The following is a 25,561-nucleotide window of genomic DNA, read 5'->3' on the forward strand; positions in this document are numbered from 1 at the left end:
CTCTTCCCTATCGCTCTCCCCTCCACCGCTCATCCCCGCGAAAGCGGGGACCCAAGCAGAGCTAGCCGAGCGTGAGCCTGACATTCAGCTTGGGTCCCCGCTTTCGCGGGGATGAGCGGAATGGGGGTACGCTTTTCGCGCTCGCGAAAGACACTGCTGCGATGCAGCATGTCCGTCAAGATTATCGCTGTTAAGTCTTGGCCGGCGGCGGCGGCGGCGGCTTGGGCATCTCGTCCGGATCCTCGCGCTCGAGGTCGGCGGCGGCGTCGTTGCTGGAGCCGGGCTTGGCCACCTTGGCGGCCTTGCGGCGGCGGGCGGCGGGTTCCAGCTTGAGGCTGGTCAGGGCGTCCTCGCCCTCCTCGCCGAACAGGCCCCGCACCCGGATGTCGCGCTGCGGATAGGGGATCTCGATCCCCGCCCCGCGCAGGGCGTCGTCGATCAGCCAGGTATAGGCCGCGTAGATCGCCGCCGGCCGACGCACGGCCTCGACGGTCGGCCAGACCACCAGCTCGAACTTCAGGCTGCTCTCGCCATAGCCGACCAGCCAGACCTGGGCCCGGCGCACGGCGTCGTCGGGCGAGGTGTAGGGCGCGGCCTTGGCGGCCTTCAGCACCGCCTCGCGCACCTTGTTCTTGTCCGACCCGAAGGCGGTCACGAACGGCACGCGCAGGCGGCGGTTGGTGTTGCGCAGGGTCCAGTTGATCACCTGGTCGTTCACCAGCACCGAGTTGGGCACGATGATGTCGGTGCTGTCGTTGGTGCGGATGCGGGTGGCGCGCGGGCCGATCTCGTGGACCACGCCGCGTCCGCCATTGGGCAGCTCGACGAAGTCGCCCACCGCCACCAGCCGTTCGAACACCAGGCTGACGCCCGAGGCGAAGTCCTTGATGATACCCTGCAGGCCCAGGCCGACGCCGACACCGACCGCGCCCGCGAACACGGCCAGGGAGGTCAGGTCCAGACCCATGGTCGACAGGCCGGCCGTGACCCCGATGATCACCAGGCCATAGGTCAGCACCTTCTCGACGATATAGAGCGAGGCCGCGTCGCCAGCCGCCCGCTCGCGCAGCCGCCGCAAGCCCGCCGAACTCAGCCGCGCGGCGAACAGCGCCACCGCCACGATCAGCACCCCGGCCGCGAGCCCGCCGACCGTGACCGAAGCCTTGCCCAGCTTCAGGAGTTCGAAGGAATCAAGCGTGCGGAGCGGGTTGGCGGCCATGGGGCGGAGTGTGGGCGGATAGGACGGGGCGGATCAAGCATAAGGATGCTCCCCCGTGATACGGGGGAGCTGTTGCGGAGCGACTGAGGGGGCCTTCACGGCCTAAGCCCAGCTAGCCCCCTCCGGCCCGGAGTTTATCCTCGGGCGCGCGCTTCGCGCGACCCGGGGAGGCCACCTCCCCCGCAGCGCGGGGGAGGATCTTGTTACCGCCCGACCATCGCCATGCCGGCCTTGGTGTAGCGCTCGCCCTCGATGGCGGTTTCCGGAACCGCTGCGGCGATGCGGGTCAGGTCGTCGGCCGAGAGGGTCACGTCGACGGCGCCGATGTTCTCTTCCAGGCGGGCGATCTTGGTCGTGCCAGGGATCGGGGCGATGTCCTGGCCCTGGTGCAGGATCCAGGCGAGCGCCAGCTGAGCCGGGGTGATTCCCTTTTCGCTGGCGATCGCCGTCAGGGCCTCGACCAGGCCGAGGTTCTTGGCCAGGGCCTCGCCCCGGAAGCGCGGCAGGTTGCTGCGGAAGTCGTCGGCGGCCAGGTCGCTCTTCAGCGCCCCGGTCAGGAAGCCCCGGCCCAGCGGGCTGTAGGGGACGAGACCGACGCCCAGTTCGCGCAGGGTCGGCAGGATCTCGGCCTCAAGCTCGCGGAACCACAGCGAATATTCGCTCTGCAGGGCCGCGACCGGCTGGACCGCGTGGGCCTTGCGGATGGTCGCCGCGCCGGCTTCGGAGAGGCCGAAATGCTTGACCTTGCCCTCGGCGATCAGGTCCTTGACCGCGCCCGCCACGTCCTCGATCGGCACATTGGGGTCGACGCGGTGCTGGTAGAAGAGGTCGATGACCTCGACGCCCAGGCGCTTCAGCGAGGCCTCGGCCACGGCGCGGATGTGCTCGGGACGACTGTTGACGCCGCGCATCCTCGCCATGCCCTGGCCCAGCGCCTCAGGTCCAATGTCGAAGCCAAACTTGGTGGCGATCACGATCTTGTCGCGGAACGGCTTGAGCCCCTCACCGACCAGGATCTCGTTCAGATAGGGGCCGTAGACCTCGGCGGTGTCAAAGAAGGTCACGCCCAGTTCGACGGCCTTGGCCAGCACCTTGTGGGCGTCGGCGCTGTCGAGGGCCGTGCCATAGACCTGGCCCATGCCCATGCAGCCGAGACCGATGGCCGAGACCTCGAGGCCGTCGCCGAGTTTGCGCGTCTTCATGGGATGCTCCTTGGGTGTGGGATGACGATGAAGATGGGACCCGCGCGCGGCAAGCTCTAGGGTCGTAGCCTCGATGTGGAGGATCAGGCAATCTTCCCGGCGCGACGGACAATCATTTTCTTCAGGCCGTGTCGGAACAACCCTCACCCAGCCGTCCTAGGCTTACAACGCCGGAGGAAGACCCCATGCCCAAGATCAGCCCGTTCCTGTGGTTCGACCACCAGGCCGAGGACGCGGCCAAGCTCTATGTCTCACTGTTCCCCAACTCCAGGATCAACCACATCGCCCGCTATCCCGGCGACGGTCCGAACGGCATCGGGGAAGGCAAGGTGATGGTGGTCCAGTTCGAGCTGGACGGCCAGAAGGTCGTCGCCATGAACGCGGGCCCGACCTTCAAGCTGAACGAGGCCTTCTCGTTCGTTATCGACTGCGACGGCCAGGCCGAGGTCGACCACTACTGGAACGCCCTCACGGCCGACGGCGGCCAGGAAAGCCAGTGCGGCTGGCTGAAGGACCGATTCGGCCTGTCGTGGCAGGTGACGCCCAGACAGCTGATCGAGGCCAACACCAGTTCGGACCGCGCGGCCGCCGGTCGGGCGTTCCAGGCGATGATGACGATGAAGAAGATCGACGTCGCGGCGATCCAGCGGGCGTTCAGGGGGGAATGAGGGCCCAGCGCCCCCTCCGTCTCGCTGCGTATCCGCAGCGATCCACCTCCCCCGTTTCACGGGTGAGGAGAAGACGCTCCCTCTCCTCCCTCGCCCGCGGGGGAGGTGGCGCGACGCGAATACGCGTCGTGACGGAGGGGGCGCTCCTCGCCTCCTAAGCCGCCAGCTTCATCAGGCTGCCCGGGGGCATATCCTGGCGGATCTGTCCGTCCAGGTCCTCGGTCATCTGGTCGAGCTCCTTGAGGCCGTCCTCGGCGTCCTTGACCTCGTCGGAGCGCTCGAACTTGCCCGGCTGGGTCAGGATCCCCTTGGTCTTGGCGGTCTGCAGTTCGTCCTTCAGGGCCTTGCTGAGTGAGCGGACCGACTTGATGAAGTCCATGTCGCCACTGGCCTCGCCCTTGGCCTCGTCTTCCAGGTCCTTGCGGGCGGCGGCCTGCTGGTCGGGCGTCAGCGAAGCGTCCGGAGCGGCGGCGAAGTCGGCCTTGAACATCTCGCCGGCGTCCTTGGCCGCCTTGCCGTAGTCCTTGACGGCGCCCTGCAGCTCCTTGGCCACGGCGGCCAGCGCCTTGGCCATGGCCTTGGGGTCGTTGGCGTAGAGCTTCTTCAGCAGCTTCATCTTCTCGATGACGCGATTCAGCTTCTCGCGGGCGCGGCCCTTGGCGTCGCCGATCTGGGTCTTGCGGTTGGTCCGCATGTCGCTTTTCAGGCGGTCGAGCGCCTCGGCCTCAGGGCTCTTGGCCGCCACGGGGGCGTCCTTGGACGCTTGCGGAGACGTCGCCCCGACCAGCCCCATCGTCTTGCCATAGGCGGCCAGGACCATCGGTCCCGCCTGCCCCGCCGTCGTCACCATGGCTTTCAGCCTCACCCGGCGGTTCTCCGCCCGTTCGACGGAGACCCTAGCGCGGGAGGGTTAAGCTAGGCCTTCTTCACGAACTCGGTGCGCAGGACCAGTCCCCGGACCTTGTCGACATTGGCCTCGATCTCCTCGGGATCGCCGGTCAGGCGGATCTTCTTGACCACCGTGCCGCGCTTCAGGGTCACGCCGCCCGAACCCTTGACCTTGAGGTCCTTGATCAGGGTGACGGTGTCGCCTTCGGCCAGCAGGGTTCCGTTGGAGTCGCGGGTCTCTTCCGACATGGTGAGCCTTTCGATAGGGGCGGCCAGAGAAGGCAAACCCGTAGATTTCGTGGGGGCTTTCCTAAGGGCTGGACCGCCCGCCCGTCAATGTGGCGTCTTCTTCCGCCCCAGCGGATGCTTGGTCTGGACGACGTGCTGCAGGTGCTCGCCGGCTACGTGGGTGTAGATCTGGGTGGTGGCGATATCGGCGTGGCCGAGCAGGGTCTGGATGACCCGCAGATCCGCGCCGCCTTCCAGCAGGTGGGTGGCGAAGGCGTGGCGCAGGACGTGCGGGCTGACCTTCTCGCGGTCGATGCCGGCGGCGATGGCGGCGTCCTCCAGCAGTTGCCCGACGCGGCGGGCGGTCAGGCGGCCGGACGCGCCGCGCGAGGGGAAGAGCCAGGGGCTGTCTTTCGCGGCCTTGGGAAAGAAGGCCGGACGCTCGACGAGATAGGCCTTCACCGCCGTCCGCGCGGCGTCGTTCAACGGGGCCAGCCGCTCCTTGCCGCCCTTGCCCTTGACGATCAGATAGGCCGGATCCCGCGCCAGAGCCGACAGCGGCAGGGCCAGCAGCTCGGAGATCCGCAGGCCCGAGGCGTAGATCAGCTCGATGATGCAGGACAGGCGCAGACCTTGCGCGCCGTCTTTCGCGATCGCAGCGGCCAGCAGGCGCTCGATCTCCTCGCGCTCCAGCACCTTGGGCAGGGGCCGGCCGGCCTTGGGCGCGGCGACCCGGCGGGACGGGTCATCGGTCCGCCAGGTCTCGCCCAGCACGAAGCGGTAGAACTGTCGCACGGCCGAGCGGCGGCGGGCGGCGGTGGCCGGCGACAGGCCCCGCGCGCCGAGGTCCTGGAAATAGGCCTCGATGGTCTCGGCGTCGGCGTCGTCCAGGTCATGACCCGAGCGGGCGAGATAGGCCCGGGCGTCCTCCAGGTCCTTGCCGTAGGCGGTCAGGGTGTTGCGGGCCGCGGCGCGCTCGACGGCCATCATCTCCAGGAAGGCGTCGACCCAGCCCGGGCCCTTACTGCTCATTTTGTGAAGGCGAGCGACAGCAGCCCCTCGACGACGATGGCGCGGGCGTCGGCGGTCAGGCCGGCGCGGTTCAGGGCGTGGGCGATGCGGGCGCGATCCACCGGCTGCGGCCCGGTCACTCCGGCGTCCAGCGCGATCGACAGGGCCAGCAGGCCCGCCTCGCCCTTGCGCTTGGCCCCGGCGGCGTCCTCCAGCACGATCACCCGCGCGGACGAAGCGGCCGGCTTGCCGAGATCGAAATTGGCGAACTGCGTGCGGGCGTCGGGGTCCATCGCCCCGCCCAGGCTGGCCAGCAGCACGGCGGCGGGCTGAGCCGGCGACTTCGGACCGCCCGACGCGCCTCGCGCCACCAGATTACCCAGCACCTGGTTGTCGACCTTGCCGGACGCGGCGGCGATCAGGGCGTCGAGAATGGCGAGATCGGCCGGGCCGGCGCCGGGGATGCTGTCCTGGACCAGATGGCCCCGGATGGTCCGGGCGCTGGCGACGTCGCCGGCCGCGACGGCGGCGCGGGCCATCAGCACCGGGTCCTGCAAGGGCGCGCCGGCGGCGGCCAGGGCGGCGATCGAGGCGGCCGAGGCGTGGGCGGCCTCGACGAAGGCCGGCACGGTCTTGGCCTGGCGCAGGAACGCGATGTCCGAGGCCTCCTGCGCCGTCAGGTCTGCACCGGGCGCGACGCCGGCCAGGTCGCCACCGGCGGGCTTCAGCACGGGCTTCAGCGCCGGCGAGGCCGAAGCGATGGCCGCCGCTGATTGCAGGTCGAGGTTCAGGCGGCGCGACAGGGCGTAGTTGACCCCGTTCTTCAGACTGGCCGCGCCCGGCGCCGTTCCGCCCAGGGCCGCGCCCATCAGCCGGGCGTAGTCCGTATCCTTGGTGGCGTTCTGGGCCAGTTGGAAGGTCAGCTGGGCGGCGTCCGCCTGGCCGGCCTTCAGCTGGCAGAAGGCCCGCAGGCGCAGCCAATAGGCGGCGCCGCGATCGACGGTCAGGGCGTCCTGTGTCCGGCAGGCCTTGTCGTCGTCGCCGGTGATCAGGGCCGCCTCGGCGGTGGCCAGCGACAGCTGCGCGCTGCCCGCCGCGCCGGTCGCGCGGTCCAGGATGGCGTTGGCGCCCTTGGCCTCGCCCAGCGCCACCAGGGCCATGGCCCGCGCGGCGCCCATGTCGACATTGTCGCCGACTCCGGCCGGACCGTTGGCGCCGGTCGACAACATGCGCTTGGCCAGGCTGGCGAAGGCGGGCGACAGCGGCTTGTTCCCGGCCAGCTTCGGCACGACGTCGCGCATGATATCGGGCGCGGTGTCCTTCCACAGATCACCGGGAAGGCCGGTGTCGGCCACGGGGCTGGAGAAGTAGTCGGGCGCGGCCAGGCTCTTGACCTTGACCTCCTCCTGGGCCGCCGCGAAGGCCGGCGTGAGCAGGAGCGCGGAGAGCGCGACGGCGCCGAGAGTCTTTGGCGTATGACGCTTCGAAAGGACCATGGACCGGTTATGACGCATCGCGACGTTCTCGCAAACTTGGCGGTTTGGCCAAGCCTCGTGTAAACCCGCGACCGCATCATGACCGCCATCGTCCTTTCCCCCGAAGAACTCGCCGCCCTGCGCCAGCGGACCATCGTGCTGGTGGGCCTGATGGGCGTGGGCAAGTCCAGCGTCGGACGACGCCTGGCGACCGTGCTGGACCTGCCGTTCCGCGACGCCGACAACGAGGTCGAGGCCGCCGCCGGCCGCTCGGTCTCCGAGATCTTCGCCGAACTGGGCGAGGCCGCCTTCCGCGATGGCGAGCGCCGGGTGATCGGTCGCCTGCTGGACGAGCCGCCGCACGTGCTGGCCACCGGCGGCGGCGCCTTCGTCAGCCCCGAGACCCGCGAGCTGATCAACGCCAAGGCCGTCTCGGTCTGGCTGAAGGCCGATGTCGAGCTGCTGGCCCGCCGCGTCTCGCGCAAGGACAACCGCCCGCTGGTGCGCGGCAAGGATCCGGTGGTGGTCCTGACCGAACTGGCGAAGGCGCGCAATCCCGCCTATGCCGAGGCTCAGGTGCACGTCGAGACCGGCGACACCCCGCACGGGGTGGCGGTCGACGCCATCCTGACCGCGCTGCTGGCCCACACGTCCGCCCAATAGGAGTATCGCCATGATCCGCACCGTTTCCGTGGGCCTGGGCGATCGCGCCTATGACGTCGTCATCGGTCCGGGCCTGATCGACAAGGCGGGCGAGCGGATCGCTCCGGTGCTGGGCAAACGCAAGCGCGTGGCCATCGTCACCGACGCCAATGTCGGCGAGCATCACGGCGAGCGGCTGGCGGTGTCGCTGGAAAAGGCCGGCGTCGCGGTCGACGTCATCACCATCCCGCCCGGCGAGGAGAGCAAGAGCTTCGAGGGCCTGGCCGATCTCTCCGACCGCCTGCTGGCGCTCGGCCTGGAGCGCGGCGACCAGATCGTGGCCTTCGGCGGCGGCGTGGTCGGCGACCTGGCCGGCTTCGCGGCGGCGATCTACAAGCGCGGTATCGACTTCGTGCAGGTCCCCACGACCCTGCTGGCCCAGGTCGACAGCTCGGTCGGCGGCAAGACCGCCATCGACACGCCGCGCGGCAAGAACCTGATCGGCGCCTTCCACCAGCCGCGCCTCGTGCTGGCCGACCTCGACGTGCTGGCCACCCTGCCCGCCCGCGAACTGGCTTGTGGTTACGCCGAGATCGTCAAGTACGGCCTGCTGGGCGACTTCGCCTTCTTCGAGTGGCTGGAGGCCAATGTCGGCAAGGTGCTGGAGCGCGATGTCGACGCCCTGGTCCGCGCCGTCGGCCGCTCGGTCGAGATGAAGGCGCAGATCGTCGAGGAGGACGAAAAGGAAGCCGGCCGCCGCGCCCTGCTGAACCTGGGCCACACCTTCGGCCACGCGATCGAGGCCGAGATGGGCTTTGGCGACGCGCTGAAGCACGGCGAGGCCGTCGGCGTCGGCATGGCCCAGGCGTTCCGGTTCTCGGCCAAGCTGGGTCTCTGCCCCAGCCAGGACGCGGTCCGCGCCGAAGCCGCGATCAAGGCGGCGGGGCTGCCCACGACCATGATCGAGGTCCGCCCCGACCCGTTCAACGCCGACGCGCTCGTCGCCCACTGCGGCCAGGACAAGAAAGCCGAGGGCGGCGCGCTGACCTTCGTCCTGGTGCGCGGCATCGGGGAAGCGTTCGTGGCCAAGGACGTGGACCGGGCGGCGCTGAAAGCGTTCCTGATCGAGGAAGGCGCGGTCTAGTCTAGCGTCTCCTCCCCCGCGTCGCGGGGGAGGTGTCGGCGGAGCCGACGGAGGGGGCGCACGCGGCCGACCTCCAGCTCGCCCCCTCCGGCCCTCCGGGCCACCTCCCCCGTTTTACGGTGGAGGAGAAAGGATCGACATGCTCACCGCCCTGCTCGGCCTCGCGCCCATCGTCATCGCCCTGCTGGCCCTGTCAGCGATCTTCTCGGCCGCCGAGACGTCGATGACGGGGGCCAGCCGTTCGCGGATGCACCAGCTGGAGCGCGAGGGCGACGCGCCGGCGCGGCGGGTCAACAAGCTGCTGTCCGACCAGGAGACGATGATCGGGGCGGTGCTGCTGGGCAACAACCTGATCAACATTCTGGCCTCGGCCCTGGCGACCCAGGTGCTGACCCGCCTGATCCCCGGCCCCTGGGGCGTGGCCGTGGCCACCGCCGCCATGACCGTACTGGTTCTGGTGTTCGCTGAGGTGCTGCCCAAGACCGTGGCCATCGTCCGTCCGGACGACACCGCCCGAGCCCTGTCGGGCCCGACCCTCTTCATCGTCCGGGCGTTCGGCCCGGTCATCTACGTGATCCAGTGGATCGTCCGCCGCGCCCTGCGGGTGTTCGGGGTCAAGCTGGACATGGCCGTCGACGTACTGGCCGCTCACGAGGAGATCCGCGGCGCGGTCGACTACCACCATTCCGAAGGCCTCGTTGAGACCGACGACCGGCGGATGCTGGGCGGGGTGCTGGACCTGTCGGACATGGACGTCTCGGAGATCATGGTCCACCGCAAGTCGATGGTGCTGCTGGACGCCGACCAGCCCGCTCGGGAGCTGGTGGACGAGGTGCTGGAGGCTCAGCACACCCGCATCCCGCTCTATCGCGACGAGCCCGACAACATCATCGGCGTGCTGCACGCCCGCGACCTGCTGAAGGCCCTGGCTCAATCGCCGACCGGGGTCGAGGGCCTGGACATCGCCGCCATCCTGCGCGAGCCGTGGTTCATCCCCGACACCACCAACCTGAAGGACCAGCTCAACGCCTTCCTCAAGCGCAAGAGCCACTTCGCCCTGGTCGTCGACGAGTACGGCGCCCTGCAGGGCCTGGTGACGCTGGAGGACATCCTCGAGGAGATCGTCGGCGAGATCGACGACGAGCACGACACCGCGCTGGAAGGCGTGCGCCGCCAGCAGGACGGCTCGGTCTATGTCGATGGCCACGTCACGGTGCGCGACCTGAACCGCGCCATGGACTGGCGCCTGCCCGAAGGCGACGCCGTCACCATCGCCGGCCTAGTTATCCACGAAGCCCAGATGATCCCGGAGCCGGGCCAGACCTTCATCTTCCACCACCACCGCTTCCAGGTCTTCCGCCGACAGAGAAACCAGATCACCGCCCTGCGGATCAGCGCCCCTCTGGACGAAGACGCCGAACTCTGAACCTCTAAGGTCAAGGTCGCCCCTTTCGATATTTGGGAACCGGATCGAAAGGGGCGCGTTTTGGCTCCTTACCGACCCGGGGGGCGGTCTGGGGTCTAGGGGGCGTGTTTTGGCCAGCTCGATGGCTGAGAGCAGGTTTCGCGAGGGCGACGAGCCGGATGCGCGCACGCGTCTGGTCGAGCTTGAAGCCGCCCTCGCCGATGAAATTCGCAAGTCCGAGACCCTGGCTCAGGTTGGAGAGGCCATAGCGTCCAGCGTCGATATCGACGCCTGCGTCCAGGTCGCTCTCGATGGCGCCCGCGAAATCAGCGGCGCATCATTCGGCGCGTTCTTCTACAACGTCGTCGAGCCGGACGGAGAGTCCTACGCCCTCTACCGCCTGTCGGGCGCGCCACGCGAAGCGTTCGCCGACTTCCCCAAGGTGCGCCGAACCGAAGTCTTCGCGCCCACCTTCGACAATCTGGGCGTGGTGCTGTCGGACGACATCACCCAGGACCCGCGCTATGGCCGCAACGCCCCGCGCAAGGGGATGCCCGAAGGCCACCTGCCCGTGCGCAGCTACCTGGCCATTCCGGTCGCGACGCGGCGGGGCGAGGTACTGGGCGGCCTGTTCTTTGGTCACCCCGAGGCCAGGCGCTTCACGCCGCGCGATGCGGCGCTGCTGACCGGCCTGGGCGCCCAGGTGGCGGCCACCATCGAGTCGCTCAAGCTCACGAGCGCCGCCGTGGCCGAGCTGGCCCAGCGCCGCCGGGCCGAGGAGCGGCTGAAGTTCGCGCTGGAAAGCGGCCGCATGGGCTCGTGGGACCTGGACGTGGCGACCAAGACCTATGAGGCCTCGGATCTCTGCAAGCTCAACTACGGCCGCCAGCCGGATGAGAGTCTCACCTTCGCCGACCTGATCGAGACCATCCATCCCGATGATCGCCCGCGCATCCTGGCGGCGATCGAGAACGCCATCCGGAACGGGGCCGAGTACGACGTCGAATACCGCGTGGTGCACCGGACCGGCGAACTGCGCTGGCTGCAGGCCCGGGGCCGCGCCGCCGCGAGCGCCGACGACGGCGGCGTGCGGCGCCTGGCCGGCGTCTCGCTGGACATCACCGAGCGCAAGCGCGCCGAGGAACGCCAGAAGCTGCTGGTCAACGAGCTGAACCACCGGGTCAAGAACAGCCTGGCGACCGTGCAGTCGATCGCCGCCCAGACCCTGCGTTCGGTCGCCTCGCCGGAGTTCTTCCGCGACGCCTTCGAGACCCGGCTGATCGCCCTGTCGCACACCCACGACCTGCTGACCCGCGAAAGCTGGGCCGGGGCCAGCCTGCGCGAAGTGTTCGACGTCGAGCTGCACGCCATGGCCGGCGAGGACCGCGTCAGCTTCACCTATCCCGGCGATGTCCGCCTGAACCCGAAGGCCGCGGTGGCCTTAGGCATGGGCATCCACGAACTGGCCACCAACGCGGCCAAGTACGGCGCCCTCTCGACCCCGGACGGCCACGTGGCCGTGGACTGGACCATTGAGGACGGCGTTTTGCGTCTCACCTGGACCGAAAGCCGCGGTCCGTCCGTCGCCCCGCCGGACCGTCGCGGCTTTGGCGTCCGCCTTCTGGAGCGCGGTCTTGCGGCCGAGCTATCCGGCGGGGTCGAGCTGACCTATGATGCCGCCGGTCTCGTCTGTCTAATGGCGTTGCCGCTGCGCGCGCTGGAGCCCTAGAACATGAAGACTCTGAACTCCCTGAAGGTCCTGGTCGTCGAGGACGAGGCGCTGGTCTCGATGCTGGTCGAGGACATGCTGACCGATCTCGGCTGCACGATCGTCGGCCCTGCGGCCGAGATCGAGGAGGCCCTGCGCCTGGCGGGATCGGCCGACATCGACGCGGCCCTGCTGGACGTCAATCTGGGCGGCCGGCCGATCTTCCCGGTCGCCGACGCCCTGAAGGCGCGCGGCGTGCCCTTCGCCTTCGCCAGCGGCTATGGCGAGGCGGGCCTGACCGAAGACCACCGCGGCGCCACCGTGCTGCAGAAACCCTTCCGCGAGGCCGACCTGCGCCGCGTGCTGGAAACCCTGGTCGGGCAGATCGCGTAAGGCTGAAGAAGCCGGCCCTCGCGACGCGGGGGCGGATCTAGAGATAAAGAAAAAGGAGCGCCGGATCACTCCGGCGCTCCTTCTTTTTGGCCTATCGACCGGTCGGCGAACCGACCGGTCGAGACACCATCAGCTTACCACTTCTTCGTGACGGCCACGAAGATGCGGCGACCGATCATGTCGTAGTTGCCGATCTGGGCGGTGCCCGTACGGGTCTGACCCGACGAGGCGGCCGGCGGCCGCTCGTCGAAGGCGTTGTTGACGCCGATCTGGGTCGACATGTCGCCGAAGTCCTTCTTCACCGAGAACGTGTGGTACGACATGAACTCGGAGTGGATCTTGTAGTAGGCGCAGGCATTCACGGCGGCGGCGCAGTTGGTGGTCACGCCGTTGGCGAGATCCGTGTACTTCGTCACCGGGAACACGTCGCCCAGGTTGCCCGGCTGACTGACGTCCGAACCCTTGCCGATCATGTTGACGCCCCAATAGAGCGTCCAATCGTCCTTCTTCCAGCTGGCCGACAGGTTACCCGAGAAGCCCGGACCGTCGTAGCTGTAGGTGGTGCCCAGATAGTCCAGCGGCGTCGCGCCACCCAGCAGGGTGGTGACGTTCTTGGTCATCCAGGTGAACTGCGAGTTCACCGACAGCTTGCCGCCGAACAGCGACTGACCGTAGTGGGTGGTCAGGTCGATGCCGTGGTTCACCTGGGTGGCGACGTTCACGTAGCTGTTCTGCACCGTCAGGACGTAATATTTCGACGGATCACGCGTGAACAGCGAGCAGAAGGGGTTCGTCGGGAAGTCCGCCGAATTATAGCACTGCTTCAGGATGTTCGCCGCGCCGAACTGGCGGACTTCGTTGTCGATGTTGATCGTGAAGTAGTCGACCGCGACGTTCAGGTCCGCGAACTTCGGCGACCAGACGAAGCCGAAGGTGTTGGTCGCGGCCGTCTCGGCCTTCAGGTTACCCTGGCCTCCGGTCGAGTAGACCGTGGCGCTGGAGCCGCCCAGGGCGTTGTACGTGGTCGGGATGCCTTGCGCGGCGCAGTTGGTGCGGATCGTCTGCGTGGCCGTGGACGAGTTGCCCAGGTCGTAGCAGGGGTCGATCGCGCTCTGGCCCGAGTAGCCGATCTGGTTGCCCAGATACAGTTCATACAGCGACGGGGCGCGGAACGAAGTGCCGTGCGTGAAGCGCAGCGTCACCGACGGCAGGACCTGCCAGTTGGCGCCGACCTTCCACGTGGCGTCAGAGCCGTAGCTGTCATAGTCCGAGTAGCGGCCCGACAGGTTGACGTCGAAACGCTCCATCAGGAACTGGTCGCGGACCAGCGGCAGGTTCAGCTCGCCGAAGACTTCCTTCGAGCTGTCCGAACCCTTGGTCTGACCGGCCGAGCTGTAGAGCGCCATGTTGCGGTTGGCGGCCTGGTAGCCCGGCTTGTCGTTGATGCGCTCCTTGCGGACCTGGAAGCCGAAGGCGCCGGCGACGGGGCCGGTCGGCAGGCTGAACAGGTCGCCCGAGATCGAGCCTTCGACATAGGCGTGCGAGTACTCGGTCGTGCCCGTCTCGTTGAAGAACAGGAAGTCGCGCTCGGCCTGGGTGAACTGGCCCTGCAGGATGCGGGTCGAGGTCCACGGGATGCCGTTCGGCAGGGCCGAGCAGTTGAAGTTCGAGAAGTTGCCGCCGACCGGGTTGTTGGTGCAGGCGACGTTCGGGCTGTTCAGGGCGACGAGGCGGTCCAGATAGACGCGCGGGCCGAAGTCATAGGTCGCGTCCGACTTCGAATACTGGCCGAAGATGTCCCAGTCCCAGCCGCCGTTCCAGTCGATCGAGCCGCGCAGGCCCGCGACGGCGCGGTAGTACTTCACGTCCTGGTGGCCGTTCGACTCATAGGCCGTGACAGTCACGGCGTTCTGGCCGAGCGTGTTGTTCGGGTTCGAAGCCGGCAGGTAGTTCGGGGCGCCGTTGATCGTGTTGCGCTGGGCGAACGACTGGAACAGTTGGGCCGCGCCGATCTGGGCCGACTTGCGCTCACTGAACATCAGCTCGGTATAGGCTTCGACGTTCGGCGTGATCTGGTAGCCGCCGTTGAAGGTCACGGTCGAGCGGATTTCCGGCGAAACCGTGCTCGAGCGATCGTACAGCGGGGTCGTGGTCGGCGCGTAGGCGTAGGTGCCCGGATAGCCGATGCGGTTGAAGCGCGCGAAGCCGGCGATCGTCGAGTTGTTGCCCTGAGCCTCGGTCGGATAGGCAACGCCCGGGGTCGTCGGAACCAGGTTGACCGAGCCGGTGACCAGCTGGACGTAGCCATTGGTCAGGTTGTTGCACTTGAACTGGCCCGTGACCGAGTCGAGGTAGTCCTTGCGGGCGCCGGTCTTCGGGTCGAACAGGTAGTCGGCGGCGCAGGACGTGTCCTTGCGGTCCGAACGACGCAGGATCTCCTGGCGGAAATACTCGCCCGAGACGTTGAAGTAGCCCTTGTCGAAGGTCTTACCCCAGGCGGCGGTGGCGCGGTACGACTTGCCGCCGTGGTCCAGCGGGTTGCTGCCGTAGAGCTTGACCTCGCCGCCGTCCATCTTGGTGCGGGTGATGATGTTGACAACGCCGGCGACGGCGTCCGAACCGTAGACCGACGAGGCGCCGTCCTTCAGGATCTCGACGCGTTCAACGATCGATTCCGGAACGGTGCCCAGGTCGAACGGGCCCACTTGGCCGCGCACGCCGGCCGGACCGGCGCGACGGCCGTTCAGCAGGACCAGGGTGCGGTTGGCGCCGAGGCCGCGCAGCGAGATGGTGCTGACGCCCGGACCGCCGGTGACGTTGTAGCCGGTGTACTGGTTGTTGATCTGGGCCGTGCCGGCCGCGAGGGTCGAGTTCTGCAGAACGGCCGACAGGGTCGCCGAGCCTTCCATTTCCGCGCGCTCGGCCGTCAGCACCTGGATCGGCGCGGCGGCGGTGAATTCCGAACGACGGATGCGCGAACCGGTGACGGTGATCGCTTCGACTTCCTGCGCGTCTTGAGCGGCGGGAGCTTCAGCCGGGGCCGGAGCGGTCTGGGCATTGGCGATGGCGGCCAGCGACAGGACGCCGGTGATGACCGTCGTTCCCAGCAGCAGAGTCTTAGTCAACTTCAACAGGTAATCCCCCAAGGGCGGTACTAAAGGTGTCCCGACGGTCCTTGGCGAAAAACGCCCCCTGAACGTCGGGGCGCGCCCTGTAGCAGCTTGGTTCGGAAGCCCAACATTACGGAAAGTAAATCTGCCTGTATTTAGGCATAACGTGGCTATATGAACACGCTTTTGACCAAAATCGGGGATCTTCGTTCGCTCAACGCCGCTATAACGGCATTATTTTCCAGTTTTCGAATGAGCGGAATTCACCCAACAGAAATCGATATTTTCAAAAAATCTTGCGCGCCCCACAGAATGCCGGGCCGTTCGTTGCACAAATTTCAGGCAGACGACCAATCCAGGTCGCGCGGCCCGCAGGAATGGGGCGGGAGGGACCAGAAAGCCGTTCGCTGGGGACGATCTCGCAGGTTGCTGCGGAAACCCAGGCCCCAGCCACCGATCAGACACCGCCGCGGCGGCGTCTGGACCCCATACAAGAAAAGGCTCCCGCCTCGCGACGGGAGCCTTCTTTTTGGTCTTGATACCAGGTCCTCGGCCCCGGCTCCGAAAAGCCTGGTCCGAGCGCTGGCTTAGAACTTGGCGTTGGCCGAGAACTGCCAGGTGCGACCAGCCGAGCTGTAGATCGTGCCGTCGCGCTCGTCTTCGAAGCGCTTGTCGGCCACGTTGTTGACGTTGAAGCGCAGCTGGAGCTTCTCGGTCACGTCATAGCCGAAGAACAGGCTGTAGACCGCGTAGCCCTTGCGGTTGAGGTACGCGTTGTTCTCGATCGTGGCCGGCGTGGCGCCGCTGAAGCGGATCGTGTCGCTGACAGTGCTGATGTTCACGCTGGTCGAGAACTTCTTCAGGCTGTAGGCGACGGTCGTGTTGCTCTGCCAGCGGGGAACCGAGGCGCCCGTGTTGTTGCTCGGGTTGAAGGAGCCCAGATAGTACTCGTTGTCGGCGGCCAGGCCCGTGGCGCTGAAGGTCGACTCCAGGGTCCGGAAGACGTTGCTGTTGACCGACACGCGGCCCCAGTCGCCGTCTTGGCCGATCAGTTGCGCAAGGTTCTTGCGATAGCTGATGACGGCGTTGACCGAGCGGATGGTGGTCTGACCCAGGTTCAGATAGGTCGAGCTCCAGCCGTCCTTCATCGCGAACTTCAACGTCGACGTCGGTTCAGTGCCCGAGGCGTAACGCGCGAAGGATTCGCAGGTGTTGGTGCCGAACTGGGCCTTGTTGTCCGGATAGACGGCCGAGTCGTAGCAGTAGGCCGACAGCTGATCCAGCGACACGCGGCTCAGCTGGTCCTTCAGCTGGATGTCGGCATAGTCGAACGACATCCGCAGACCCGGGACGAAGCGCGGCTCAAGCACGACGCCTGCGGTCCAGCTTTCGCCACGCTCGGGCTTCAGGCCCATATTGCCGAAGCGGGCGCCCAGCAGCGACAGCGACGGCGGAGTATAGCTGTTCAGGAAGTTCAGGGCGTCGGCGTCGTTGGTCGCGTAGCCGGCGGCCTTGACGGCGGCGACACAGTTGGCCTTGCGGTTGGCCGGGTTCGAACCCCCGCCGATGTTGGCCGTCGAGCAGGGATCCGCAGGCGTCGTGAACGCCGGCTGGCCGCCGAGGAACAGTTCCACGCCGTCCGGCTGGCGGATCGAGCGGGTCACGTTACCGCGGAACGAGATGTCCTTGATCGGCTGGAAGGTGCCGGCCAGCGACCAGATCTTGGCGGTTTCGCCGTCATAGGTCGGGTTGATGGTCTTGCCCAGCGCGTTGACGAAGGTCGGCGCATTACCGCTTTGCTTCGACCAGCGCACCGCCGGGTTGATTTCCAGGCGCTTGGCGAACGGCAGGCTGAAGTCGCCGCCCAGCAGCGGGATGTTCAGTTCGACGCCGTACTCTTCGGCGGTCGTCTCGTAGTCGGTGCGCGCGATAGCGGCCGACCGCGTGCGGCCATATTGCGAGACATTGTCGACCCAGTAGTCGTTGTTGGTCGTCCGGCGCTCGCCCGAGAGGGCCGCGCCGACAGCGCCGGCCGGCAGGTTGAACAGGTCGCCGCTGATCGAACCTTGCAGGAAGGTCTGGGTGTTCTCGAACGCGTAGAACTGCTGGGCGGTCACGTAGGCCTTGGCCGCGGCCGACATGTTGCCATAGCCGAACGGATTCAGCGGCTGGCAGCTGTCGATCATCGACTGGGTGACAACCGGGGTGAACGACTGCTTGGCGATCATGCCGTTCGCCTGGGGTTGATCGACCAGATTGGCGGACAAGCCGGACGTGGACTTGCCCAGATAGGCGCTGGGGTTGGTCTTGGCGCGGCAGACGATGGCGCCGCTGGCGTCCAGCGTGGTGTCGATGGCGAGGTTGTACTCGAGGTCGCGCAGGCCGGTGAAGTCGACGCGGCCGCTCGAACGGCCCCAGGTGTAAGAGGCGTCCCAGGTCCAGTTGCGGCCCAGCAGGTCGAAGTCGCCCTTCAGGCCGTTCACCAGGTTGCTGGTGTCGGTCTTACCCCACAGCGGGTTGTCGCCCACGATGTCCTGGTTGGTCCGCGACAGGAGGAAGTTGCCGGCGGTGTTGACGGCGCCGGAGTCGCGCAGCACCTGACGCGAGGTCGCGCTCAGATACGGGTTGTTGATGCTGACATACAGACCCGACGTCTCAACGCCCGTGCCGGTCACGTTGTTCGTCGAGACCGCGTTGCGCGGCAGGCGCGTCGAGACGGACGAGAAGATGTTCTGGCTGTAGTAGACCAGGTGGTCGGTGACGTCGAAGGTGGCGAACAGCGTGCCGACCTTACGCTTTTGCGCGTTCTGGATCAGGCTGTAGCGGCTGCTGTCGTAGCCCTTGGTGCCCGGCGCGGCGCTGATCGTGCCTTGATCGTTCGGGCCGATGTTGGCGAACGACCAGTTCACGGCTTCGCCGTTGTCGTTGAAGCGGACCGGACGGGCGATGAACGGGAACAGGTCGCGGGTGGCCGGGTCGGAGTTGGCGACGCGCGGCATGTTCGCATACAGCGAGCCGACGATCAGGTTGATGTCGGTGTTGGGGTTCTTGGCCAGGTATTCCCGCAACGTCGGCAGCTTGCTCTGCAGAACGTTGAGGGCCAGCGTGTTCAACTGGGTCGTCGTCAGGCCGGTCGGCGCCGTGACGCCGTACTTGGCGAACACCTGGGCCGCAGTGATGCTCGACGGCAGCGAGGCCGGGGCGAAGTTCGGGAACGCGCCCGCGGCGAGGGTGGCCGTGTAGATGCCGTTGCCGGTCGGAATACCGGGCGCCAGTTGCAGGTTCGAGGTGATCAGGCCCGCGCCGGACACGCAGGCGGTGACGCCCACGATGCTCTGCGGGCACGCGCTCGTGCCCGAGGTCGGGGCGAAGGCGACGCCCGACGGCCACTGCATGCCCGTACGGGCGTTATAGGTGTAGGCCGTCGACGGAATGCCGTCGTCCGAAGTGCGCAGGAACGCGCCGTTGTTGAGGTTGGCCACGTCGATGGCCGTGGTCGGCGAGAAGTTCGGGTTGCGCTTGGAACCGTTGAAGGCGTTGGTCACCGAGGTGGCCGTATCGATGATCCATGGACGCTCGTCGGCATAGAGGGCGTCGGTCTTGGTATACTCGAACGACACGACGAGGTTGGCGCGGTCGTTGAGCAGGTTCGAACCGTAGATGGCGTTGAAGCTGTAGCGGTTGGCGTCGCCCTTGTCGGTCGTACGGAACGCGACGCGGCCCTCGGCGCCGACGTAGCGGTCCTTGATGATGTAGTTGATGACGCCGGCGATGGCGTCGGAACCGTAAGCGGCCGCGCCGCCGACGGTCAGGGTGTCGACGTGGTCGATCATCTGGGCCGGGATGACGCTGACATCGACTTGCGAACCGGCGTAGTTACCCGACACGAACAGGGTGGAGGCGTTGCTCGACACCATGCGACGGCTGTTGACCAGCGTCAGGGTGCGCTGCGGGCCGAGGTTCAGAAGGTCGGCATAGGCCACGCCGAGGCTCGAGGTCTGGCCGCCGTTGCTGCCGTACGGGCTGGCGCCCGAGCCGACCTGCGGCTGGCTCAGCACGATGTCGTAGGCGTTGTTGAAGCCGCGCTGGATGATTTCTTCCTTGGTGACCTGCACCCCGGGAACCGTCCCGTCGAACTGCGGACGCTTGATCCGCGAACCCGTGACCACGATCTCTGACACCGCGCCGGACGTGCTCGGAGCAGCCTCCTGGCCGTAAGCAACGCTACCGACGACAGCGCTGAGCGCCACACCCGCGAGCAAAGCAATCTTCATTTCTGGAACGCCCCTGAAAACCGGAATTCTCGCCCCCCGGGCGAAAACTGAGGCGAAAGGCGATCGCACAGCCCTGCGCGAATTTGGAGTTAAATATGGCGAAAAGGTGCTCGTTCGGTGACTTGTGTTACTTTTCGGCAATCCCCGCCCAAGAAAAGTCCCGTTTTCCGGCCCCTCGTCCAGCCAACCTTGAAAAATCGTCCGCCCCAATGCCTTTTTTCCGGAGGGCAAGCTCCACCGGTGGCGTCGTTCTAGGTCTCCAGGTCCCGCGGCCCGAATGAGTGCGGTAACAGTCCCCAGAAAGGCGTACGTTCGGTCGTTTCGCCGCCTTGGACCGAGACGATCTCGCAGGTCCGACCCGCAAACTCGGCGATCCGCTGGCGACAGGCGCCGCACGGCTGGACCACGGCGCCGGAGCCGGCCGCGATCAGCACCTTGTCGATCTTCCGCGAGCCCCCGGCCGTGATCATCGCGCCGATCGCCGTCTGTTCCGCGCACGTGCCCACCGGATAGGCAGCGTTCTCGACATTGACGCCGTAGTGAACACGGCCCTCGTCGTCTATCACCGCCGCGGCCACCGTGAAGTTCGAATAGCGGGCATAGGACCGCGACAGCAGGTCCGGCAGGATCCGAGCGGCGTCCTGTTCGAGAGATTCGGAGCTTTGGATTCCGGGGGGCGTGGAAATGTCGGCGCTCATGCGGATTCTGGCCTTCCGGCAGGATCGCGCCGGGAAGAGAGGCAATCAGCCGCACAGGCTTCAGGCAAGCAAAAAAGTAAGAGCCGTCTTACGCTTCGCCGGGCGCCTTGGCGACGATCGACAGGGCGTGGACAGGCCCCGCCAACTCTTCGGCCAACACCTTCATGACCATGCGCTGGCGCATCACCCGGGCCTTGCCGGCAAAGGCCTCGGCCTCGATTCGCAGATTGAAGTGGCTCTCGCCCGAACCGGTGTGGCCCGCGTGGCCGTGATGGCGGTCGCTGTCGTCGACCAATTCCAGCAGCGACGGCGAAAAAGCCGCGTTCAGCTTGCGAAGGAGGGTGTCTGTGACGTCGCCCATGTCAGTCTCTTGCTTGTCAATCCTTGAACGGAAATAGCGTGGGCTTACTCTAGACGCCATGAGCCGGCAGTTCGAATACCGTCCCAAATTCACCGACATCCGCGTCCGCCCTCCCAAGAAGGGCGAGGACGACGTGGTCAACGACGTCCTGGGCCTGAAGCCCGGCGAGAAGCGCTGCGATCATCCCGACTGTCGTCTGGCGGGATCGACCAAGGCGCCGAAGTCGCGCGACCTGCCGAACCAGCACTACTGGTTCTGTCAGCAGCACGCGGCCGAGTACAACAAGAACTGGAATTTCTACGCCGGCATGAGCGAGGCGCAGATCCGCGCCGCCCAGGAGGCCGAACGCCAGACCGGCGGCCGTCCGACCTGGAGCTTCAAGGCCGACGCCAACTCTCGGGAAGCCGCCGCCGCCGCCGCCCGCGACGCCCGCGCCTTCGCCGACCCGTTCGGCATCTTCCGCGCCCAGCAGCGCAAGGCCGAGTCGGCGCGCGACGCCGCCGAGCGCAGCCTGGGCAAGCTGGAACGCCAGGCCCTGGCCGACCTCGACCTGGAAGCCGGCGCCGACAGCGCGACGATCAAGGCCAAGTACAAGGAACTGCTCAAGCGCTGCCACCCCGACGTCAATGGCGGCGACCGCAGCGCCGAGCACAAGCTCCAGCGGGTCATCAAGGCCTACAAGACCCTGCAGAAGTCGGGAATGGTGAAGGCTTAGGCGACCTCCCCCAGCAGGGGCCGCGCCCCAAGGCTGGACGAGAAGGCCGGAGCCCGGGTCGAGATCGTTCTGTTGCGATTATAGTCCAGAACGTGGATCTTCCTCGCGATCCTCCGGTTGGCGCGGCCCGACGGGGGCAACATGAGACGCGCCGTGAAAGCCAGGCGTCGTGCGGAGCCATTGATGCGCCTGATACGCAACGTCATGATTTTGTGCGCGGTTCTCCTGACGGCGGCCTGTGGCCCCCAGGCGCCCGCCCCCCAGCCTAAAGAGAAGAAGGTCGTCGCGAGCGCCGCCGCGCCCGCATCCACCGCCAACGCCGCGAGCCCCGCCGCCGAGTCCGGCGAAGAGGAAGAACACGACGATGGCCGGCCTACGGATGAGCAGGGAATGTACGGCTTCTATGGTGAAGTCATGCCCTATCCCCCGCCCATGGGCATAAACGGCGAGACCACGCATTTCGAGCCGACGTCCACCACGGCGATCGGCTTTACGGGGCCCGTGGTGTTCAGCGGCATCCCCAAGGAGGGCGAACCCACCCAATGGCTGCATATGCAGGCGGCGAATGGCCTCGCCTATGATCTTCAGATTGTCGATGGCGGCGGCGTCGAAGCCATTGGAAAGCTCGACTGGAGCAAAATCATGATGCAGCCGGTCGGGATGGAGGATTACCTAAACGAAAAGGCCGATGACCGAGTCACGGTTGTTTTCGTCTACAAGGTCATGAACGAGCAAGTACCGCCAAAGGCTTTTAATGGCGGACTATGTAAGAAGAAGACGGGATATATTGCTCTAACCGCGAGCCATGCGGTCAACTATATCACTGTCGCCGCCTTTAGTCCGGGGCCGTGGCCCCCAAAGGACGATTCGACCCTTTGCGGCGCCTTTGCCTACGGCATGACGGAAAAGGACGCCGGGCTCCAAAACGGCATGCGTTGAGTCCGCTTCGCGGCCTGGCGCACGGCTGTGGCGCGCTCGACCGCTCATGCTGTCTGGCCGCTCGAGGCGGAGGCGAACAAGCGCTCGCTCTTGCGAAGCAGACCCCGCATGAGCCATGTTCACGGCCGCCTTGGGGCGCGAGGGAAGAGTAGTCCATGACCGTTAGCGACCCAGATTGGCGCGCGCCGGTCGATCCGCCGACGCCGGTGACCCCGGTTCCGTTCGGCAAGCCCTGGAGCATCTGGGCCTGGGGCGGCCTGATCTCAAGCGCGGGCCTGGCCCTGGCCGTGGCGCCGCGTCCGGTGCTGACCCTGCTGCACGCCCCTGTCGAGACCGCGTCCCTCCCCTGGGTGCGATTCGTCGGCCTCGTCCTGCTCGCCTACGCCATGGGCTATCATGTCGCCGGCTGGACCGGGCAGCGCACCTATATGCGAGCCTCGGTGGTGCTGCGGGTGTTCTCGGTGGTCGTAATCGGCGCCTTCGTCCTGCTGGACTGGCTGCCCAAGGCCTGGCTGGCGGTAGGCCTGGCCGACTTCGCCGGCGCGGTGTGGACGACGCTGGAACTGCGCTGGCGACCGAAGCCGAAGGCGGCGTAGGCGCGCCGCGCGCCTGGCATTAAAAATCCTTCAGTTGTGGTGATCGGCGCGGGACGCCATGGCTGCGCTATTCGAGGGGTGACGTCTTGCGTATTGTGTTCCTGCTTCTGGCGCTGCTCGGCGCCCCGTCCTTGGCGGCCGCCGACTCGAACTTCAAGCGCATCAATCCGCCGGGGCCGTACGCGGTCGGCCTGCGCGTCGTCGAGCAATATGACTTCGCCCGAGGCTATCGCGGGGCCACTGATCCGCTGACGGGCAAGCCCGTGACCGGCGAGCGGGCGCGGCCGATCCAGACCCTGATCTGGTATCCGGCGGCCAAGGGCTCGGGCCGCGGCGTGACGGTCGAGGACTACGTCAAGCTCGGCGCCACCGCCGACGACTTCGAACGCCCGCCCGCCGAGCGCGCGGCGCTGGAGGCCAAGTTCGTCCGCGCCCGCGTCGCAGTGCTGTCGCCGGAGCGAGCCAAGGCCGAGCTGGCCGCGCCGATGCGGGCCCGGCGCGACGCCACGGCCGCGGCGGGCAAGTTCCCGGTCGTGATCTACGCGCCCAGCTTCAACGCCGAGGCCTATGAGAACGCCGACCTCTGCGAATATCTGGCCAGCCAGGGCTATCTGGTCATCGCCAGCCCCAGCTTCGGCCAGGCCTCGCGCGGCATGACGACCGAGCTGGAGGGCGTCGAGACCCAGGTCGGCGATATCGAATTCCTGATCGGCTACGCCCACGGCCTGCCCCAGGCCGACATGAGTCGCCTGGCCGTGGCCGGCTACAGCTGGGGCGGCCTGGCCAATGTCATGGCCGCCGCCAAGGACAGCCGCATCGGCGCCCTGGTCGCGCTGGACGGCTCGGTGCGCTACTGGCCCGAGACCATCAAGCAGTCGCGGTTCCTGACCCCCGCGCGCGTCACCGCGCCCATGCTGTACGTCGCCGCCGCGCCCAAGCCGGTCGAGGAACAGGCGGTCGACGTGAACAAGGACACCAGCTTCCTCGCCAAGATGAAGTACGCCGACCTCTACAAGGTCACCCTCTATCCGTACGTCCATTCCAACTTCTCGGTGATGTTCGACCAGCGGCTGGCCGCCGAGTACGGCGACTACGACAAGGACGAGCTGTCGGTCGCCAACGGCTGGGTCGAGACCTATGTCCGCCGTTTCCTGGACGCCTATCTCAAGGGCGACGCCGCCGGCCGCGCCTTCCTGGACACCCCGGTCGCCAAGACCGGCGCGCCGCGCCACCTGCTGGCCCTCGACGTCGCCAAGGCCCAGGGCGCGCCGCCGACCCAGGCCGCCTTCGCCGCCGAGCTGAACCGCGTCGGCTTCGACAAGGCCCAGGCCACCTATCAGGCGTTCAGGAGCCGCGACGGCGACTTCGCCATCGACGAGACCGAGATGAACCGCTGGGGCTATCAGCTGCTGGGCAACGGCGACACCCGCGCGGCCGTGGCGATCCTGAAGTTGAACCAGGAACTGCACGCCGACAGCTGGAACGCGTCCGACAGCCTGGGCGAAGCCTACGCCGCCGCCGGCGACAAGACGCGCGCCATCGCGGCCTATCGCCAGTCGCTCGTGCTGAATCCCAAGAACACCAATGGTGTCACGCAGCTGAAGGCTCTGGGCGCGACGCCCTGAGCCCGAACCGCCGCTGCACGAAGAAGGCCGCCAGCCAGCAGGCCATGGCCCAGGCCGCGCCCATGCACCATCCGGCCAGGACGTCGCTGGCCCAGTGGACGCCCAGATAGACACGGCTGAGGCCGACCAGCAGGCTGACCAGCACGGCCGCGCCGATCGCCAGAACCTTGACCCGCCGCCGGTCGGCGAAGCGCGCGGCCAGCACGCCCAGGGTCAGGAACACCACGGCCGACAGCATGGCGTGGCCCGACGGGAAGCTGGCATTGACCGCCTCGACCGCGCGATAGACCAGATCCGGCCGCTCCCGCCCGAAGATCAGCTTCAGCGTCTGGCTGATCGCCAGTCCTCCGCCGGCGCCCGCGAGCAGCAGCAGCCCCTCGCTCCAGCGGCGCAGGGACGCCAGCAGGGCGAAGGCCAGCAGGATGATCAGGCCCAGCACCGTCACCGAGCCCAAGGCGGTGATGTCGGCGGCGGCGATGTGCAGCCATCCGGGTCCGACCAGTTCATGCGGCTGGCCATCGACGCGCAGGGCCTCCAGCACCGAAAGATCCAGCGCCCGGGTTTCGCCCTCCGCCACTTCATCGGCGATCGATAGGAAGCCCCAGGCGCCCAGCGCGGCCACCAGCAGAGCCGAGGTGGCGCCCAGCTCGCGGCGCGCGGCGGACAGCAAGGCGGCAAAGTCGATACGCATCAAACGGATAGCTCCTAACAACACCTTGGCGTCATAACATTTCCCAAATGAAACATGAACTTAAGCTGAGTGGAGCCGTTCATGCCGGGACTAGGTCGAGCAGCCTAGGCTGTTCTCACCTTCAAGGAGACCCGATATGAAACGTCTTATCACCGCTTCGCTCGCCGTTCTGATGCTGGCCGGCGGCGCCAGCGCCGCCTCGGCGCAGGACTATCGCCGCGACCACAATAACAATGGCCGCTATGACGCCCGCGACCGCTCCTACGAGCAAGGCCGCCACGATCAGGCCCGCGCCGAGGACCGTCGTGACCGCCGCGACGACCGCCGTGAGTACCGCCGCTGGGCCAAGGGCCAACGTCTGGACCAACGCTATCGCGGCAACACCTACTATGTCAGCGACTACCGCGCCCGCGGTCTGCGCCAGCCGCCGCGCGGCTATCGCTGGCAGCGCGTGAACGACCAATACGTCCTGGCCGCCGTCGCCACGGGCCTGATCGCCTCGGTGATCATCGCCAACCGCTAAAAAAATGGGTCTCGAGGGGGCGTCGCGTGGCGGCGCCCCCTTCCCC

Annotated in this window: 22 protein-coding genes and 1 pseudogene; 12 read left to right on the forward strand and 11 right to left on the reverse strand. The window is 67.2% G+C overall.

The window, feature by feature from the left end:
- Positions 1 to 190 precede the first annotated feature (190 nt).
- Both CSW62_RS20430 and CSW62_RS20435 read right to left on the reverse strand, forming a co-directional pair.
- Positions 191 to 1,219, reverse strand: coding sequence for a mechanosensitive ion channel family protein (locus tag CSW62_RS20430; RefSeq protein WP_099581018.1), 1,029 nt, complete (start codon positions 1,217 to 1,219; stop codon positions 191 to 193).
- A gap of 203 nt (positions 1,220 to 1,422) precedes the next feature.
- Positions 1,423 to 2,421 (reverse strand): aldo/keto reductase, encoded by a 999-nt coding sequence (locus CSW62_RS20435; protein ID WP_099581020.1) that lies wholly within the window; start codon positions 2,419 to 2,421, stop codon positions 1,423 to 1,425.
- 185 nt (positions 2,422 to 2,606) lie between these two features.
- On the opposite strand from CSW62_RS20435, the gene CSW62_RS20440 reads away from it, so the two are divergent.
- Positions 2,607 to 3,089 (forward strand): VOC family protein, encoded by a 483-nt coding sequence (locus tag CSW62_RS20440; RefSeq protein ID WP_099581022.1) that lies wholly within the window; start codon positions 2,607 to 2,609, stop codon positions 3,087 to 3,089.
- A 154-nt stretch (positions 3,090 to 3,243) separates the two neighbouring features.
- Here CSW62_RS20440 and CSW62_RS20445 read toward each other — a convergent pair whose 3' ends face one another.
- From CSW62_RS20445 to CSW62_RS20460, 4 genes are all read right to left on the reverse strand, one after another.
- The gene (locus tag CSW62_RS20445; protein ID WP_233206737.1) at positions 3,244 to 3,954 is read right to left on the reverse strand and encodes a hypothetical protein; all 711 of its coding nucleotides are present in this window, start codon (positions 3,952 to 3,954) and stop codon (positions 3,244 to 3,246) included.
- Positions 3,955 to 4,004: 50 nt separating this feature from the next.
- A complete protein-coding gene (locus tag CSW62_RS20450; protein ID WP_099581025.1) occupies positions 4,005 to 4,226 on the reverse strand; it encodes an alkylphosphonate utilization protein in 222 nt (73 codons plus the stop codon).
- An 84-nt stretch (positions 4,227 to 4,310) separates the two neighbouring features.
- The gene (locus tag CSW62_RS20455) at positions 4,311 to 5,237 is read right to left on the reverse strand and encodes a site-specific tyrosine recombinase XerD (RefSeq protein WP_099581027.1); all 927 of its coding nucleotides are present in this window, start codon (positions 5,235 to 5,237) and stop codon (positions 4,311 to 4,313) included.
- A complete protein-coding gene (locus CSW62_RS20460) occupies positions 5,234 to 6,730 on the reverse strand; it encodes a hypothetical protein (protein WP_099581029.1) in 1,497 nt (498 codons plus the stop codon). Before CSW62_RS20460 ends, CSW62_RS20455 begins: the two co-directional genes overlap by 4 nt.
- 60 nt (positions 6,731 to 6,790) lie before the next feature.
- Here CSW62_RS20460 and CSW62_RS20465 point away from each other — a divergent pair, with 60 nt between their 5' ends.
- From CSW62_RS20465 to CSW62_RS20485, 6 genes and pseudogenes are all read left to right on the forward strand, one after another.
- Positions 6,791 to 7,354 (forward strand): shikimate kinase, encoded by a 564-nt coding sequence (locus tag CSW62_RS20465; RefSeq protein ID WP_099581031.1) that lies wholly within the window; start codon positions 6,791 to 6,793, stop codon positions 7,352 to 7,354.
- 10 nt (positions 7,355 to 7,364) lie between these two features.
- On the forward strand, positions 7,365 to 8,477 hold the full coding sequence (gene aroB, locus CSW62_RS20470) for a 3-dehydroquinate synthase (protein ID WP_099581033.1): 1,113 nt from the start codon (positions 7,365 to 7,367) through the stop codon (positions 8,475 to 8,477).
- A gap of 7 nt (positions 8,478 to 8,484) precedes the next feature.
- Positions 8,485 to 8,626: pseudogene (locus CSW62_RS27525) on the forward strand (hypothetical protein); the annotation flags it as partial.
- Positions 8,617 to 9,903, forward strand: a complete 1,287-nt coding sequence (locus CSW62_RS20475) for an HlyC/CorC family transporter (protein WP_099581035.1) — start codon at positions 8,617 to 8,619, stop codon at positions 9,901 to 9,903. The pseudogene CSW62_RS27525 and the gene CSW62_RS20475, both read left to right, overlap by 10 nt.
- A 121-nt stretch (positions 9,904 to 10,024) precedes the next feature.
- Positions 10,025 to 11,611: a sensor histidine kinase gene (locus tag CSW62_RS20480; RefSeq protein ID WP_233206738.1), complete on the forward strand. Its 1,587-nt coding sequence runs from the start codon at positions 10,025 to 10,027 to the stop codon at positions 11,609 to 11,611.
- Positions 11,612 to 11,614: 3 nt separating this feature from the next.
- Positions 11,615 to 11,983: a response regulator gene (locus CSW62_RS20485; protein ID WP_099581039.1), complete on the forward strand. Its 369-nt coding sequence runs from the start codon at positions 11,615 to 11,617 to the stop codon at positions 11,981 to 11,983.
- A 134-nt stretch (positions 11,984 to 12,117) separates the two neighbouring features.
- Here CSW62_RS20485 and CSW62_RS20490 read toward each other — a convergent pair whose 3' ends face one another.
- The 4 genes from CSW62_RS20490 to CSW62_RS20505 all read right to left on the reverse strand — a co-directional run bounded on the left by CSW62_RS20490 (position 12,118) and on the right by CSW62_RS20505 (position 20,426).
- Positions 12,118 to 15,114, reverse strand: coding sequence for a TonB-dependent siderophore receptor (locus tag CSW62_RS20490; protein ID WP_099581041.1), 2,997 nt, complete (start codon positions 15,112 to 15,114; stop codon positions 12,118 to 12,120).
- Positions 15,115 to 15,680: 566 nt separating this feature from the next.
- Complete coding sequence (locus CSW62_RS20495; protein WP_099581043.1) at positions 15,681 to 19,367, reverse strand: TonB-dependent receptor domain-containing protein; 3,687 nt, start codon at positions 19,365 to 19,367, stop codon at positions 15,681 to 15,683.
- Positions 19,368 to 19,618: 251 nt separating this feature from the next.
- Positions 19,619 to 20,065 carry a cytidine deaminase gene (gene cdd, locus CSW62_RS20500; RefSeq protein ID WP_099581045.1) on the reverse strand — a complete coding sequence of 149 codons (447 nt, stop codon included), beginning with the start codon at positions 20,063 to 20,065 and terminating at the stop codon, positions 19,619 to 19,621.
- Positions 20,066 to 20,153: 88 nt separating this feature from the next.
- Positions 20,154 to 20,426, reverse strand: a complete 273-nt coding sequence (locus CSW62_RS20505; protein WP_099581047.1) for a BolA family transcriptional regulator — start codon at positions 20,424 to 20,426, stop codon at positions 20,154 to 20,156.
- A gap of 58 nt (positions 20,427 to 20,484) precedes the next feature.
- On the opposite strand from CSW62_RS20505, the gene CSW62_RS20510 reads away from it, so the two are divergent.
- The 4 genes from CSW62_RS20510 to CSW62_RS20525 all read left to right on the forward strand — a co-directional run bounded on the left by CSW62_RS20510 (position 20,485) and on the right by CSW62_RS20525 (position 24,301).
- A complete protein-coding gene (locus CSW62_RS20510) occupies positions 20,485 to 21,141 on the forward strand; it encodes a J domain-containing protein (RefSeq protein WP_099581049.1) in 657 nt (218 codons plus the stop codon).
- Between the two features lie 183 nt (positions 21,142 to 21,324).
- Positions 21,325 to 22,080: a hypothetical protein gene (locus CSW62_RS20515; protein WP_099581051.1), complete on the forward strand. Its 756-nt coding sequence runs from the start codon at positions 21,325 to 21,327 to the stop codon at positions 22,078 to 22,080.
- A 155-nt stretch (positions 22,081 to 22,235) separates the two neighbouring features.
- On the forward strand, positions 22,236 to 22,676 hold the full coding sequence (locus CSW62_RS20520) for a hypothetical protein (protein ID WP_099581053.1): 441 nt from the start codon (positions 22,236 to 22,238) through the stop codon (positions 22,674 to 22,676).
- Between the two features lie 95 nt (positions 22,677 to 22,771).
- A complete protein-coding gene (locus tag CSW62_RS20525) occupies positions 22,772 to 24,301 on the forward strand; it encodes a dienelactone hydrolase family protein (RefSeq protein ID WP_369827555.1) in 1,530 nt (509 codons plus the stop codon).
- Here the strand turns inward: CSW62_RS20525 and CSW62_RS20530 are convergent.
- Positions 24,267 to 24,992, reverse strand: coding sequence for a phosphatase PAP2 family protein (locus CSW62_RS20530; protein ID WP_099581057.1), 726 nt, complete (start codon positions 24,990 to 24,992; stop codon positions 24,267 to 24,269). The two genes, CSW62_RS20525 and CSW62_RS20530, sit on opposite strands and share 35 nt — an antisense overlap.
- A 136-nt stretch (positions 24,993 to 25,128) precedes the next feature.
- On the opposite strand from CSW62_RS20530, the gene CSW62_RS20535 reads away from it, so the two are divergent.
- Positions 25,129 to 25,515 (forward strand): RcnB family protein, encoded by a 387-nt coding sequence (locus tag CSW62_RS20535; protein ID WP_099581059.1) that lies wholly within the window; start codon positions 25,129 to 25,131, stop codon positions 25,513 to 25,515.
- Positions 25,516 to 25,561 lie beyond the last annotated feature (46 nt).

The sequence above is a fragment of the Caulobacter sp. FWC2 genome (assembly GCF_002742625.1).
Classification (GTDB): domain Bacteria; phylum Pseudomonadota; class Alphaproteobacteria; order Caulobacterales; family Caulobacteraceae; genus Caulobacter.

Coding starts and splice junctions, on each gene's coding strand:
- CSW62_RS20430 (WP_099581018.1), bottom strand. CDS start 1,219: ATGGCCGCCAACCCGCTCCGCACGCTTGATTCCTTCGAACTCCTGAAG.
- CSW62_RS20435 (WP_099581020.1), bottom strand. CDS start 2,421: ATGAAGACGCGCAAACTCGGCGACGGCCTCGAGGTCTCGGCCATCGGT.
- CSW62_RS20440 (WP_099581022.1), top strand. CDS start 2,607: ATGCCCAAGATCAGCCCGTTCCTGTGGTTCGACCACCAGGCCGAGGAC.
- CSW62_RS20450 (WP_099581025.1), bottom strand. CDS start 4,226: ATGTCGGAAGAGACCCGCGACTCCAACGGAACCCTGCTGGCCGAAGGC.
- CSW62_RS20455 (WP_099581027.1), bottom strand. CDS start 5,237: ATGAGCAGTAAGGGCCCGGGCTGGGTCGACGCCTTCCTGGAGATGATG.
- CSW62_RS20460 (WP_099581029.1), bottom strand. CDS start 6,730: ATGCGTCATAACCGGTCCATGGTCCTTTCGAAGCGTCATACGCCAAAG.
- CSW62_RS20465 (WP_099581031.1), top strand. CDS start 6,791: ATGACCGCCATCGTCCTTTCCCCCGAAGAACTCGCCGCCCTGCGCCAG.
- aroB (WP_099581033.1), top strand. CDS start 7,365: ATGATCCGCACCGTTTCCGTGGGCCTGGGCGATCGCGCCTATGACGTC.
- CSW62_RS20475 (WP_099581035.1), top strand. CDS start 8,617: ATGCTCACCGCCCTGCTCGGCCTCGCGCCCATCGTCATCGCCCTGCTG.
- CSW62_RS20480 (WP_233206738.1), top strand. CDS start 10,025: ATGGCTGAGAGCAGGTTTCGCGAGGGCGACGAGCCGGATGCGCGCACG.
- CSW62_RS20485 (WP_099581039.1), top strand. CDS start 11,615: ATGAAGACTCTGAACTCCCTGAAGGTCCTGGTCGTCGAGGACGAGGCG.
- CSW62_RS20495 (WP_099581043.1), bottom strand. CDS start 19,367: ATGAAGATTGCTTTGCTCGCGGGTGTGGCGCTCAGCGCTGTCGTCGGT.
- cdd (WP_099581045.1), bottom strand. CDS start 20,065: ATGAGCGCCGACATTTCCACGCCCCCCGGAATCCAAAGCTCCGAATCT.
- CSW62_RS20505 (WP_099581047.1), bottom strand. CDS start 20,426: ATGGGCGACGTCACAGACACCCTCCTTCGCAAGCTGAACGCGGCTTTT.
- CSW62_RS20510 (WP_099581049.1), top strand. CDS start 20,485: ATGAGCCGGCAGTTCGAATACCGTCCCAAATTCACCGACATCCGCGTC.
- CSW62_RS20515 (WP_099581051.1), top strand. CDS start 21,325: ATGCGCCTGATACGCAACGTCATGATTTTGTGCGCGGTTCTCCTGACG.
- CSW62_RS20520 (WP_099581053.1), top strand. CDS start 22,236: ATGACCGTTAGCGACCCAGATTGGCGCGCGCCGGTCGATCCGCCGACG.
- CSW62_RS20530 (WP_099581057.1), bottom strand. CDS start 24,992: ATGCGTATCGACTTTGCCGCCTTGCTGTCCGCCGCGCGCCGCGAGCTG.
- CSW62_RS20535 (WP_099581059.1), top strand. CDS start 25,129: ATGAAACGTCTTATCACCGCTTCGCTCGCCGTTCTGATGCTGGCCGGC.